This window comes from Mesorhizobium sp. M00.F.Ca.ET.216.01.1.1 (genome assembly GCF_004010325.2).
In the GTDB taxonomy this organism is placed as follows: Bacteria; Pseudomonadota; Alphaproteobacteria; order Rhizobiales; family Rhizobiaceae; genus Mesorhizobium.
Genome location: NZ_SADR02000008.1, coordinates 156,112 through 168,544, shown reverse-complemented (window position 1 = coordinate 168,544; position 12,433 = coordinate 156,112). Strand labels below are relative to the sequence as shown.

The window sequence follows — 12,433 nt, the reverse complement described above, 5'->3', positions numbered from 1 at the left end:
CCAGAATGACCAACAAATCACTTTGCCTCGACCAAGAACCTTGCCTATCGTCCAGCCATGACAACCGGAGCCATCGATGAAACTTCAGTCTGACTGGCTGCGCGGGACACTTGCTGCGATTGCGCTGGCCCTGGTGACAACGGCTCCGGTTCTGGCCGCCACGGACGACGGCCATGTGGCGGATTTCCTGCTTGACAACGGCATGGAGGTCGTCGTCATCCCCGATCACCGTGCCCCGATCGTCACCCATATGGTGTGGTACAAGATCGGCAACGCCGACGAGCCGCCCGGAAAGTCCGGCATTGCCCATTTCTTCGAACATCTGATGTTCAAGGCGACCACCAACCATGCGGCCGGCGAGTTCGACCGCGCCGTCTCCGCCATCGGCGGCTCCAACAACGCCTTCACCTCCTATGACTACACTGCCTTCCACGAAACGGTGGTGCCGTCGGCGCTCGGAGAGATGATGGGCTTCGAGGCCGATCGCATGCGCAATCTCATTCTCAACGACGATGTCATCAAAACCGAGCGCGACGTGATCCTCGAGGAGCGCCGCTCGCGCATCGACAGCGATCCGCAGGCAGTGCTCGACGAGGAGGTCGACGCCACGCTCTGGCAGAACCAGCCCTACCGCATTCCGGTGATCGGCTGGATGCAGGAGATGGAGAAACTGAACCGCACCGACGCCAAGGCCTTCTACGACAAATATTACACGCCCAACAACGCCGTGCTGGTGGTTGCCGGCGACGTCGAGCCGGAGACGGTGAAGGCGCTGGCCGAGAAAACCTATGGCAAGGTCGCTCGTGGTCCGGACCTGCCGCCGCGCATCCGCCCGGTCGAGCCGGAGCAGAACACCAGGCGCACGGTGACGCTCACCGATGCCCGCGTCAGCGTGCCGGGTTTTTCGACGCAGTGGGTGGTTCCGTCCTATCACACGGCAAAGCCGGGCGAGGCCGAGGCGTTGGACCTGCTGGCCGAGATCCTCGGCGGTGGCAACCGCAGCCGGCTCTACCAGGAGCTTGTGGTCAAGCAGGGCATTGCCGCCGAGGCCGGCGCCGTCTTCCAGGGAACCATGCTCGACGCAACCAACTTTACCGTCTATGCCGCGCCGCGCGGCGAGGCCAGGCTGGCCGATGTCGAGGCGGCGGTCGATGCCGAGGTCGCCCGTATAGCTAAGGACGGCGTCACCAGCGACGAGTTGGAGAAGGCCAAGGACCGTTACGTCCGCTCGGTGATCTTCGCCCGCGACAAGCAGGACGACATGGCCAACATGTACGGCTCGACGCTGGCCACCGGCGGCAGCGTGCAAGATGTCCTGGAATGGCCGGACCGCATCCGCAAGGTCACCGTCGACGAGGTCAGGGACGTCGCCGCGCGCTATCTCGATCTCGACCATTCGACGACTGGCTATTTGCTGCCGCAAACCCAGGCGGAGAATTGATGATGACGAGCTTCATGCGCCGCCCGATCTTGCCTTCTCCCACGGGGGGAGAAGGGAGAGCCGCGCCAGGCTCCCTGCTGATGATCCTGTTCCTCTCCATCCTCTTCCTGATCCTGCCGGCGCTTTCCGCCCGCGCGGCGATGAACATCCAGGAGGTGACCTCGCCAAAGGGCATCACCGCCTGGCTGGTGGAGGATTATTCGGTGCCGGTCATTGCCATCCGCTTCGTCTTCGACGGCGGCACGACGCAGGACCCGCCCGGCAAGGAAGGGCTTGCCAACCTGATGACCGGCCTGTTCGACGAAGGCGCCGGCGATTTCGACAGCGAGGCCTTCCAGATCAAGCTCGACGACGCCGGCGCCGAGATGAGCTTCGATGCGGCGCGCGACGGCACCTACGGTTCGATGCGCATGCTGGCCGAGCAGAAGGACGCGGCGTTCGACCTGTTGCGGCTGGCGGTCACGCATCCGCGCTTCGACCAAGCACCGATCGATCGCATCCGTGCCCAGGTGCTGTCCGGCATCATCTCCAACGAGCGCGACCCCAACACCGTCGCCCAGCGCAAATGGCTGCGAGCGATCTATGGCACGCACCCCTATTCCAGGCCCGACCAGGGCACCAGGCAGAGCATCGCAACGATCACGCCGGCCGATCTCAGCGCCTTCCACAAGGCGAACTTCGCCCGCGACGGCCTGCATGTGGCGGTGGTCGGCGCTATCGATGCCGAAACTTTGAAACAGAAGCTTGACGCGGTCTTCGGCGGCCTGCCTGAAAAGCAGGCGCTCATCCCGGTCGCCGATGTCGAGCCGAAACTGGGCCAGCAGCTCGAGGTCAATTACGACCTGCCGCAAACCTCGCTGCAGCTCGCCTATCCCGGCGTCAAGCGCAGCGCGCCGGATTTCTTCGCCGCGGTGCTGATGAACGAGATCCTCGGCGGCAGCACCTTCACCTCGCGCCTCTATGACGAAGTGCGCGAAAAGCGCGGCCTGGCCTACGGGGTCAGTTCCGATCTGGTCGACCACCAGCACGCCGACGCTCTCGTCGTCACCACGGCGACACGCTCTGATCGGGCCGCCGAGACGCTGGCCCTGGTACGCCAGGTGGTGAAGCAGATGGCCGAGGAGGGACCCACCGAAGCCGAACTGGCGGCGACAAAGAGATACATGATCGGCGCCTACGCCATCAACAATCTGAATTCCTCGGGCGCGATTGCAGCGACGCTGGTCGAGCTGCAGCTCGACAGGCTCGGCATCGACTACATGCAGCGCCGCGCCGCCCTCATCAACGGCGTGACGCTGGACCAGGTCAAGGCGGCTGCGAAAAAGCTGCTCTCCGTCGAGCCGGCCGTCATGGTCGTAGGGCCGGCGGCGGGAGGCAAGGGATGAGCCCGACCTTCGGTATCGCCTTTGGCGGCGGCGGTGCCCGCGGGCTGGCGCATATCCATGCCATCGAGGCGCTGGACGAGCTGGGCATCAAGCCCGTCGCCATTGCCGGTTCGTCGATCGGCGCCATCATGGGCGCCGGCATGGCGTCGGGCATGACCGGCAAGAACATCCACGCCTATGCCCGCTCGATCCTTGGCCGCCCCGCCGAAGTGGCGACGCGCATGTGGCGGGCGCGGCCCGGCACCTTCACCGAGGCGCTGCAGGGCGGGCTGAGGGTCAGCCAGTTCAATGTCGAGCGCATCCTCAGGGCGTTCCTGCCCGATGCCATCCCCGAAAGCTTCGCCGAATTGAAGATACCGCTGAAGGTGACGGCGACGGATTTCTTCGGCCACAAGCTCGCCGTGTTCGCCGACGGCGACCTGCATTCGGCGCTGGCCGCCTCGGCGGCGATCCCGGCGGTGTTCCGCCCGGTGATGCGCGACGGCAGGCTGCTGATCGACGGTGGCATCTACAACCCGGTGCCCTTCGACCTGATCGAGACGGACGCCGACATCATCATTGCCGTCGATGTGGTCGGCGCGCCGACCGAGGCCGAGCGCAAGCACCCGACCTCCGTCGACCTGATGTTCGGCGCCACGCAGCTGATGATGCAGTCGATCATCGCCAACAAGCTGAACCAGTGCCAGCCCGACATCCTGATCCGTCCAGCGGTATCGAAATACCGCGTGCTCGACTTCATGAAGATCGACGCCTTGCTGGCCGAAACGGCCGACATCAAGGACGAGCTGAAGCGGGAGATCGACAGGGCGATCGAGGCGTATATCGGCGCCGCCAAAGCCAAACGAAGCAAGCAGTTGAGTGGGTGAGGGTGGTTGGATTTCCGCTGGTGCGCTGAAGACTGAGGTTGCGTTATCTGCGTTGTCAAACAGTCCAGACGCGGCTGAAGCGTCGAATTGACAGATCACCGCTTGCAAATTGGCCGCTGCTGTCTTTTGCTCGCGCGACAGTTGTCCCTGACTTTCAACGGTTGGCGAACGGATGAACAAAATCGATCGGCGACGGCCAGAGTCCGAAATGGACGCCACCGTAAATGCCGCCCGGCTTGGAACGCGCTTGCGCCTTGCCCGCCAGACACGTGGCATGACGCTGAAGATGCTGGCCACTGCTGCGAACTGCTCTGAAAGCCTTTTGTCCAAGATCGAGAACGGCAAGGCTTCACCGTCGTTGCCTACGCTGCACCGTCTGGTCGAGGTTCTGAATACCAATATTGGCTGGATGTTCGAGGAGGTCGACGACGACGAGGCGATCGTGTTTCGCGCCGGCGAGCGGCCGTTGATCACGCTCGACGCGTTGAGGCGCGGCGAGGGTATTTCGCTCGAGCGCGTTATTCCGTATTCGCCTGGCCACCTGCTGCAGTGCAATATCCACCATATCGAGACAGACGGCGAAAGTGAAGGTCCCATCCAGCATGTCGGCGAGGAGGTCGGCTATGTGCTGGCTGGCCGGATCGAGTTGATTGTCGACGGGAAGAGCCATGATCTCGCCACTGGCGATGCGTTTGTGTTCAGGTCGGAACTGCCGCATCATTACCGCAACATCGGCAAGGAACGAGCCAGCATTTTCTGGGTCAATACGCCGGCGACTTTCTGATCGATGTTCTGTTTTCAAACGCATTGACAAATATTCAAGTGTCTTGAATTGTGCCTCGTGCCTGTAGCACCAATGGGACCAGCCGAACGAGGTTTGGCCCGCAAGCAAGGGGAACCGAAATGCGTCTGTTCAAACTTCTCGTCGGTTGCGCCGCTGTCGTTGCCATGTGCTCGACAGCCCTGGGGTCAGCGCTCGCCGATACGTTCGCTCTCGTCAACATCAACCAGCAGGCCCTTTTCTTCAACCAGATCAACGAGGGCGCGCAGAAGGCGGCCGATGCCGCCGGCGCCAAGCTGGTCATCTTCAATGCCAACAACGTGCCGAGCGCGCAAAATGACGCGATCGAGAACTACATCACCCAGAAAGTCGACGGCATCATTTTGGTCGCTATTGATGTGAACGGCGTCAAGCCTGCAATCACCGCCGCCAAGGCGGCCGGCATTCCCGTCATCGCCATCGACGCGCAGATTCCCGACGGCGACAACGTTGCGTTCATCGGTGTCGACAACACCAAGGCCGGCGAGGATATTGGCAAATTCTACGCCGACTATGTGAAATCCGAGATGGGCGGCACTGCCAAGATCGGCATCGTCGGCGCGCTCAATTCGTTCATCCAGAACCAGCGGCTCGACGGCTTCAAGAAGGCGGTCACTGACAGCGGCCAGGCGATCACTTTCCTCGATACGGTCGACGGCCAGAATGTTCAGGAGACCGCGTTGAGCGCTTCGGAGAATTTGATGACCGCCAATCCGGACATGACGACGCTGTATGCGACTGGCGAGCCGGCATTGCTCGGCGCTGTTTCGGCTGTAACCAGCCAAGGCCGCACCGGCGACGTCAAGGTGTTCGGCTGGGACCTGACCAAGCAGGCGATTCAGGGCATCGACGATGGTTGGGTGGTGGCGGTCGTCCAGCAGGATCCGGCCGGCGAGGGCAAGGCCGCGGTCGAAGCGCTGGCCAAGCTCAAGAAGGGCGAAAAGGTCGAGCCGATCATCAACATTCCGGTGACGATCGTGACCAAGGAGAATGTCGACCAATACCGCGCGATGTTCAAGTAAACTGCGCCGATGACCGATCCGCGGCGCCGCTCGAGGCCGTGCCGCGGACGCTTTGCACACCCCGTGGGATCCAATGATGAGCAGTGGCGAGACCTATCGGGTGCGGATGAGCGGCATCTCGAAGCACTACAACGCCATCCAGTCGCTCGATGACGTGTCCCTGACGCTGAAGCCTGGCGAGGTCCTGGGGCTGGTCGGCGACAATGGTGCGGGAAAGTCGACGTTGAGCAAGGTGCTGTCGGGAGCGGTAATCCCAGACGCCGGCACAATCGAGATTGACGGAACGCCGGTGACCTTCAGCTCGCCGGCAGACTCGCGTGCAGCGCGCATCGAGATGGTCTATCAGGACCTGTCGCTCTGCGACACGATCGATGTCGCCGGCAATCTCTTTCTCGGCCGCGAGCCGCGCCGGCACATCGCCGGCATCTCCTTTCTCGACAAGAAGCGTATGCACGAGCAAACGCGCCAGATGCTCGACCGCCTCGGCATCGTTATCGCCGACACGCGGCTCAAGGTCGAAAACCTGTCCGGCGGGCAGCGACAGTCGATCGCGATCGGCCGCGCCGCCTCTTTCGAGCCGTCGGTGCTGATTATGGATGAGCCGACAGCAGCGCTTGCCGTCACCGAGGTCGAGGCTGTGCTGGACCTGATCCGCACCGTGAGCGCGCGCGGCGTCAGCGTCATTCTGATCACCCACCGCCTCCAGGATCTGTTCCTCGTATGCGACCGTATTCAGGTCATGTATGAAGGACGCAACGTCGCCGAGCGGCTGATCGGCGAAACCAATATCGAGGACGTAGTCAACCTGATCGTGGGCCGCAAGTTCAGCGCTCGTTCCGCCGCTAGTCGATATCGCGATGGAGCGCTGTCATGAGCGAAGCGACTTCAAACCACTCGGCTCAGTCGCGAAAGGTGCGGAAAGGCACATGGCGCGATGCGATGCTCGCCAATGGCAGCGTCGTGTCTATTGCGCTGTTCTTTCTTGTCGTTTGCATCGTCTTTTCGGTGGCGACGAACGCCTTTCTGACATCGCCCAATCTCTTGAACATCCTGCGGCAGTCGGCGCCGCTGCTGATTGTCGCCGCGGCGATGACGTTCGTCATCACCACAGGCGGCATCGATCTTTCGGTCGGGTCCGTGCTGGCGCTGGTGGCAACGCTGTCGGCGACACTGCTGCAGCTCGGCCTGCCGTGGCCAGCGGTCCTCCTCGCCATGCTCGCGCTGGGTGCCCTGCTCGGCGCGGTCCAAGGCTATTTCGTAGCCTATGAGGGCATCCCGGCCTTCATCGTCACGCTTGCCGGGCTTTCGGTGATCCGTGGCGTGGCGCTGCTGATCACCGGCGGCTACTCCATCCCCGTCGAGCCGGGAAGCCCTTTCACGGTGATAGGCCGCGCCTGGTTCCTTGGCGTGCCGGTGCCGGCGCTGATCGCGCTGGCGATCCTGGCGATCGCTTATCTGGCCTTCAATGGGACGCCGTTCGGCCGCTATGTGACCGGCATCGGCGCCAACGCCGAGGCGGTCAGACGCGCCGGCGTGAACACGCGGCTGATGACACTTTTCGTTTATGTGATTTCCGCCACCGCGGCGGCGCTTGCGGGGATTATCATTGCTGCCCGGCTCGGGTCCGGCTCCTCGAATGCAGGGCAAGGCTTCGAGCTTGAAGTGATCGCTGCCGTGGTGCTTGGCGGCACCAGCCTCTTCGGCGGCCGCGGAACAATCATCGGCACGGCGCTCGGCGCGCTTACCGTGGCCGTCATCGGCAACGGCCTGATCCTGGCGCATCTGTCGCCTTTCCTGACGCCGATCGTGACCGGAACGATCATCCTGATTGCCATCTGGCTGAACTTCCGCCTGTTCCGCGGCGCCGTGCGGAGCCGTTGAGCCCATGAGCAACCTCTTTGATGACACGCCTCCCAGGCAGCGGCTGGAGATCGGGGTTGAAACCGGCCATGTGATGACCGTGCTCGGCCCCGTTCCGGTCGAGGAAATGGGAATTACCCTGATGCACGAGCACATCTTGCTCGACGGCGCGCGCACCTGGAAATGTCCCTGTCATCCGGACGATATGGCGCTCGCCGAACAGCCGGTGAACATCGAGATCATCGGCGAACTGCGCATGAACCCTTACGTGAATCGCGACAACGTTTCGCTCGACGACACTGACCTGGCGCTGTCGGAGCTGCAACGCTATCGCGCTCTGGGTGGCCACACCGTCGTCGACGCGACCAATATCGGTATCGGCCGCGAGCCGGAAAAGCTCGCCCGCATCAGCCGCATGTCCGGCCTGAAGATCGTCATGGGCACCGGCTTCTATCTCGAGCACACCCATCCCGAATGGCTGAAGGCGATGGATGTCGATGCGGTGACCGAGTTCATCGTCAACGATGTCGGCGGTGGCGAGACGCAGCCGCCGATCCTGGCCGGCCTGATCGGCGAGGTTGGCATCAGTAGGGACTTCACTCCCGAGGAGCGAAAGTCACTGAAAGCTTCCGCGCGAGCCTCACGCATCACCGGTGTGCCGCTGTCGATCCATCTGCCAGGCTGGGAGCGCCTGGCGCACGAGGTGCTCGATGTCGTGGAGGCCGAGGGCGCCGATCTCCGGCACACCGTGCTCTGCCACATGAATCCCAGCCATAACGATCCCGACTATCAGACAAGCCTCGCCCGGCGCGGCGCGTTCCTCGAATACGACATGATCGGCATGGACTATTATTATGCCGATCAGGACGCGCAATCACCCTCCGATGAAGAGAATGCGCGAGCAATCGCGGCACTTGTCGAAGCGGGCTTCGGCGACTGCTTGCTGCTCTCGCAGGATGTCTTCCTCAAGATCATGCTGACCCGCTTCGGCGGCTTCGGCTACGGCTATATCCTGAAGCATTTCGTACCGCGTCTGAAACGGCATGGCGTCGACCAGCCGGCCATCGACAGCATGCTGATCGCCAATCCGAAGGCCGTGTTCTCGCGGCAGACATGAGCAGCCCAGACTTGCTGCGGCCTAGACCTACGACGGAGTTCAAATGTCTAAGAAAAAGATCCTGCTGGCCGGTGAATCCTGGGTGTCGACCGCGACCCATATCAAGGGTTTCGACCAGTTTCCGACGGTCACTTACCACACCGGTGCGGACGAATTGCTGAACGCGCTGAAGGCGACCGAGTTCGACGTTACCTTCATGCCGGCGCATGAGGCGCAGCGCACCTTTCCGCAAACGATTGAGGCCCTTTCGGCATATGACGCGGTAGTGCTCTCCGACATCGGCGCCAACACGCTGCTTCTGCATCCCGACACCTGGGTTCACTCGAAGAGAACGCCGAATCGCTTGCGCCTGCTGCGCGACTATGTGAGCGCCGGCGGCGGGCTTTTGATGTTCGGCGGCTATTACAGCTTTCAAGGCATCAATGGCGGCGCGCGCTACCGCAAGACGCCGGTCGAGGAGGTGCTGCCGGTGAACTGCCTTGCGGTCGACGACCGCATCGAGGTTCCGGAAGGCTTTGCGCCGGTGCTGAAAGGCTCGTCCAGCCATCCCATCCTGAAGGGTCTCGGGTCGGACTGGCCGATCCTGCTTGGCTTCAACGAGGTGACCCTGAAAGAGGGGTCGGAAGTTCTGGCCACCGTGTCGTCGGAATACGGATCACTGCCGCTGCTCGTCACCGGCCACTACGGCAAGGGCCGCACCGTGGCCTGGACATCCGACGTCGGGCCGCATTGGCTGCCACCGGAGTTCATCGCCTGGAAAGGTTACAAGACTCTGTTCGAGCAGATGCTTGGCTGGGCCACCGGTGAGAACTGAGCGATGCACGTCCACGTCGTCGGCAATGCCTGTGTCGACACGACGTTTCGCCTTGCCCGCTTCCCTGCCGTAGGCGAGACTTTGAACGCTACGACCTATGCTGACGGCCTCGGTGGCAAGGGTGCAAACCAGGCCGTCGCGGCCGCTCGCACGGGCGCGGCGGTGACGCTATGGACGGCGCTCGGCAAAGACGCCGCAGGCGCATGGATCAGGAGCCGCCTCGACATGGAGTTGTCCGACGTCCAAGCGAACGAATTCGACCTGCCGAGCGATCGCTCGACCATCGTCATCGATGCTGGCGGCGAGAACTTCATCGTCAGCGGCGTCGCTTGCAGCGATGCATTCGATCCGATTGCGCAAACCGCGCTTGCGCGCCGGATTGCGCCGGGCGACATCCTTGTCTGCCAAGGAAACCTGCGAGGCGCCGTGACAAATGCTTGCTTGCGGGCAGCACGGGAAAATGGCGCGCGCACCGTTCTGAACGCCAGCCCTATCGATGCGGCGGCTTTGCCTGACTTCGGTCTGGCGGAGGTGTTGGTGGTGAATCAATCCGAGGCGAAAGCATTGACCGGCCTGGACGATATGGCGGCTGCGGCCGGCGCACTCGCGGTTAAAGGCACCGCAACGGTCGTGATCACGCTCGGCGCCGAGGGGTGTCTCGTGCTTGGCCCGGACCGGGCAGGAACACTTCGTTTGCCGGCGCCACATGTCGAGGCGCTCGACACCAGCGGCGCCGGCGACGTGTTCTGCGGCTGTCTGGCCGGCGGGCTCGCCAGGGGAATGCCGGTTACATCGGCGCTGAAGCTCGCGCTGGCGGCCGCAGCAATGGCGGTGACACGGCCGGGCACATTGGCATCCTGTCCTTCCGCGCCTGAAATGGCGGCGCTCATCGATCAAACGGAGCTCTCATGACCCAGCCCTCGATCGGTCAATCAGGCGGCGACGCACTCGTCCAGCTTTTCGGCCGCACCAAGGTAGTGATCGGCGTCGTGCACCTTGCACCGCTTCCTGGCGCGCCGCGCTATGGCGGCGAGGCAATAGAGGCGATCTATCAGCGCGGGCTCGACGATGCGAGGGCCTATCTCGACGGCGGATGCGACGGCGTGATCGTCGAGAACCACGGCGACATCCCCTTCGCCAAACCAGACGACGTCGGACCGGAGACTGCGGCCTACATGGCGGTTGTCTCCGACCGTATTCGCCGCGAGTTCGGCAAGCCGATCGGCATCAACGTGCTCGCAAACGCCGCGATTCCGGCGCTTGCGATCGCCAGTGCCGCTGGCGCGGGGTTCGTGCGCGTCAATCAATGGGCGAATGCCTATGTCGCCAATGAGGGCTTTGTCGAGGGCGAGGCGGGCCGCGCAGCACGCTACCGCGCCAGACTGCGCGCCAATGGCATCCGCGTTTTCGCCGATGCGCATGTCAAGCATGGCGCGCACGCCATCGTTGCCGACCGCCCGGTGGAGGAACTGGTCAAGGATCTGGTCTTCTTCGACGCTGACGCCATCATCGCGACGGGTCAGCGCACCGGCCACGCCGCGGATCTGAGCTACATCCGCATGATCAAGGAGGCCGCCGGCCTGCCGACGCTGGTCGGCAGCGGTGTCACCCCCGACAACGCCAACGACATCCTTGGCATCGTCGATGGCGTCATCATCGCCAGCGCGCTGAAGCATGACGGCGTCTGGTGGAACCAGGTCGACCCCGCGCGGGTAAAGACGTTCATGGCCGGGCTGAGGCGATGACCTAGCCGGCAATAAATGCCGAACGCATCGAGGTCGCCAATGCCGGGAAAGCGCTCAGGGAGAAGGCTGTCCTGCGGGCGGAACGATCTGCATGACGAGGCGCATCAGATCGGCCTGGCGGGAGACGCCGGTCTTCTGGAAGATATTGTCGAGGTGCGTCTTCGTCGTTGTGGTGGCGATGTGGAGGCTGGCGGCGGTCTCGGCCAGGGTGTGCCCGGCGAGGAGGCTGGCGAGCACGCGGGTTTCGGCCAAGGTAAGCCCGAAGGCAGTCGCCAGCATGTCGGCGGCGTCGTGCTCATCCGGCGCATTGCCGATGAACACTGCGGCAACCGCCGCGGGTTCCATGCCGGCGCGCAACTCGCCGCCGGCCATCGGCAGCACGCGGGCGAAGACCGGCGGCAGGTTGGGTTCGGTGAGGCGGACGGCAAGCCCTGTCTTGCCGATGCTTGCCTCATCCTGAGCCGCAAGCATGATGGCGCTGTGAAGCTCCTTGGAAGCCGACGGAATTGTCGCCTGCAGAATGTCATGCACATCCTGGATCGGGCCGCCGCTCTGCAGCATGTGCGTGGCCGAGCGGTTGGCGTGCAGGATGGCGCCACGGTCGTTTGTGAGGACCACGGCGCATGTGAGTGCATCGAGCGCCTCGGCCATCCGTGCGCGTTCGATCGTGCTGATGTCGAGCATGTTGCTGATCATCACCGAACGGCGCACATGCGGCAGCAACAGTCGGCCAAGCTCGATTTCGCGCTCGGTGATAATGCCTTGCCGCTCGTGTCGGGCAACGGCGAAGCCGGCAAGGCGGGTAGGAGTGTGGATGAGGAAAAACGACATGACATCGACCAGGCCCTGCGGCTTCAGGCACTCCTGAAAATATCGGGAGGTTTCCAGATAGCCTGGAGGTATGTGGCGTGAGACCACATGCGGCACTTCGAGCGATGGCCAAGCCGCCAGATCCTCGATCAGCCGGGCATGGATCTCGGGGATATGTTTCGCCTGCTGTTCCAGCCAGTACGGCTCTATTCCCACGGTCCTGTAGATTAGCAGCCGATCGTGACTGAGGTCGTCCAGGTGCAGCACGGCTGTCTGGGCATTGAGCGCATCCCTGATCCCGGCAAGCGCGTCCTCCCACCGCTCCGGGTCGAGTGCGCAATCGTAGATCGAGCCGATCAGCTTCGACAGTCTATGTCGCGACAATGCCTCGGCCATGAATGGACCCCCGCATGTCAGCAGCGCGTGTGGTGCGGAAAGTTGTGCGCTCCCAGAGGTGCTCTCGCTTCGGCAGATTACGCGCGGACAGTCGACCAGCGACGCAGCGGACCTGCACCATAACCAGCCCTCCAACATTAGCGATCGCTCAATTTTC

At 63.1% G+C, this 12,433-nt stretch carries 12 protein-coding genes; 11 read left to right on the top strand and 1 reads right to left on the bottom strand.

Translation table 11 applies throughout. From position 1 onward, the window contains the following. Positions 1-76: 76 nt before the first annotated feature. From EN859_RS13130 to EN859_RS13080, 11 genes are all read left to right on the top strand, one after another. Positions 77-1,441: a pitrilysin family protein gene (locus EN859_RS13130; RefSeq protein ID WP_127854517.1), complete on the top strand. Its 1,365-nt coding sequence runs from the start codon at positions 77-79 to the stop codon at positions 1,439-1,441. Then, positions 1,441-2,826: a pitrilysin family protein gene (locus tag EN859_RS13125; RefSeq protein WP_127854516.1), complete on the top strand. Its 1,386-nt coding sequence runs from the start codon at positions 1,441-1,443 to the stop codon at positions 2,824-2,826. Before EN859_RS13130 ends, EN859_RS13125 begins: the two co-directional genes overlap by 1 nt. Next, positions 2,823-3,692 (top strand): patatin-like phospholipase family protein, encoded by an 870-nt coding sequence (locus EN859_RS13120; protein WP_127854515.1) that lies wholly within the window; start codon positions 2,823-2,825, stop codon positions 3,690-3,692. The genes EN859_RS13125 and EN859_RS13120 overlap by 4 nt, the downstream gene beginning before the upstream one ends. Before the next feature lie 172 nt (positions 3,693-3,864). Beyond that, positions 3,865-4,476 (top strand): cupin domain-containing protein, encoded by a 612-nt coding sequence (locus EN859_RS13115; protein ID WP_127854514.1) that lies wholly within the window; start codon positions 3,865-3,867, stop codon positions 4,474-4,476. A gap of 119 nt (positions 4,477-4,595) precedes the next feature. After that, the gene (locus tag EN859_RS13110) at positions 4,596-5,534 is read left to right on the top strand and encodes a substrate-binding domain-containing protein (RefSeq protein ID WP_127854513.1); all 939 of its coding nucleotides are present in this window, start codon (positions 4,596-4,598) and stop codon (positions 5,532-5,534) included. A 73-nt stretch (positions 5,535-5,607) separates the two neighbouring features. Continuing rightward, positions 5,608-6,408 (top strand): ATP-binding cassette domain-containing protein, encoded by an 801-nt coding sequence (locus EN859_RS13105; protein ID WP_127854512.1) that lies wholly within the window; start codon positions 5,608-5,610, stop codon positions 6,406-6,408. After that, the gene (locus EN859_RS13100) at positions 6,405-7,415 is read left to right on the top strand and encodes an ABC transporter permease (protein ID WP_127854511.1); all 1,011 of its coding nucleotides are present in this window, start codon (positions 6,405-6,407) and stop codon (positions 7,413-7,415) included. The genes EN859_RS13105 and EN859_RS13100 overlap by 4 nt, the downstream gene beginning before the upstream one ends. 4 nt (positions 7,416-7,419) lie before the next feature. Further along, a complete protein-coding gene (locus EN859_RS13095) occupies positions 7,420-8,511 on the top strand; it encodes a phosphotriesterase (RefSeq protein WP_127854510.1) in 1,092 nt (363 codons plus the stop codon). A 43-nt stretch (positions 8,512-8,554) separates the two neighbouring features. Next, entirely contained in the window at positions 8,555-9,325 is a 771-nt protein-coding gene (locus tag EN859_RS13090; protein WP_127854509.1) for a glutamine amidotransferase, read from the top strand. Between the two features lie 3 nt (positions 9,326-9,328). Beyond that, on the top strand, positions 9,329-10,237 hold the full coding sequence (locus EN859_RS13085) for a PfkB family carbohydrate kinase (protein WP_127854508.1): 909 nt from the start codon (positions 9,329-9,331) through the stop codon (positions 10,235-10,237). Beyond that, on the top strand, positions 10,234-11,070 hold the full coding sequence (locus EN859_RS13080; RefSeq protein ID WP_127854507.1) for a BtpA/SgcQ family protein: 837 nt from the start codon (positions 10,234-10,236) through the stop codon (positions 11,068-11,070). The genes EN859_RS13085 and EN859_RS13080 overlap by 4 nt, the downstream gene beginning before the upstream one ends. 54 nt (positions 11,071-11,124) lie before the next feature. Here EN859_RS13080 and EN859_RS13075 read toward each other — a convergent pair whose 3' ends face one another. Further along, positions 11,125-12,276 (bottom strand): helix-turn-helix transcriptional regulator, encoded by a 1,152-nt coding sequence (locus tag EN859_RS13075; protein ID WP_189501920.1) that lies wholly within the window; start codon positions 12,274-12,276, stop codon positions 11,125-11,127. Between the last annotated feature and the right edge of the window lie 157 nt (positions 12,277-12,433).

Bases quoted from the DNA above. Each gene is read 5' to 3' on its own strand.
- EN859_RS13105 (WP_127854512.1), top strand. From the start codon at position 5,608: ATGATGAGCAGTGGCGAGACCTATCGGGTGCGGATGAGCGGCATCTCG.
- EN859_RS13090 (WP_127854509.1), top strand. From the start codon at position 8,555: ATGTCTAAGAAAAAGATCCTGCTGGCCGGTGAATCCTGGGTGTCGACC.
- EN859_RS13130 (WP_127854517.1), top strand. From the start codon at position 77: ATGAAACTTCAGTCTGACTGGCTGCGCGGGACACTTGCTGCGATTGCG.
- EN859_RS13115 (WP_127854514.1), top strand. From the start codon at position 3,865: ATGAACAAAATCGATCGGCGACGGCCAGAGTCCGAAATGGACGCCACC.
- EN859_RS13080 (WP_127854507.1), top strand. From the start codon at position 10,234: ATGACCCAGCCCTCGATCGGTCAATCAGGCGGCGACGCACTCGTCCAG.
- EN859_RS13110 (WP_127854513.1), top strand. From the start codon at position 4,596: ATGCGTCTGTTCAAACTTCTCGTCGGTTGCGCCGCTGTCGTTGCCATG.
- EN859_RS13100 (WP_127854511.1), top strand. From the start codon at position 6,405: ATGAGCGAAGCGACTTCAAACCACTCGGCTCAGTCGCGAAAGGTGCGG.
- EN859_RS13120 (WP_127854515.1), top strand. From the start codon at position 2,823: ATGAGCCCGACCTTCGGTATCGCCTTTGGCGGCGGCGGTGCCCGCGGG.
- EN859_RS13085 (WP_127854508.1), top strand. From the start codon at position 9,329: ATGCACGTCCACGTCGTCGGCAATGCCTGTGTCGACACGACGTTTCGC.
- EN859_RS13125 (WP_127854516.1), top strand. From the start codon at position 1,441: ATGATGACGAGCTTCATGCGCCGCCCGATCTTGCCTTCTCCCACGGGG.
- EN859_RS13095 (WP_127854510.1), top strand. From the start codon at position 7,420: ATGAGCAACCTCTTTGATGACACGCCTCCCAGGCAGCGGCTGGAGATC.
- EN859_RS13075 (WP_189501920.1), bottom strand. From the start codon at position 12,276: ATGGCCGAGGCATTGTCGCGACATAGACTGTCGAAGCTGATCGGCTCG.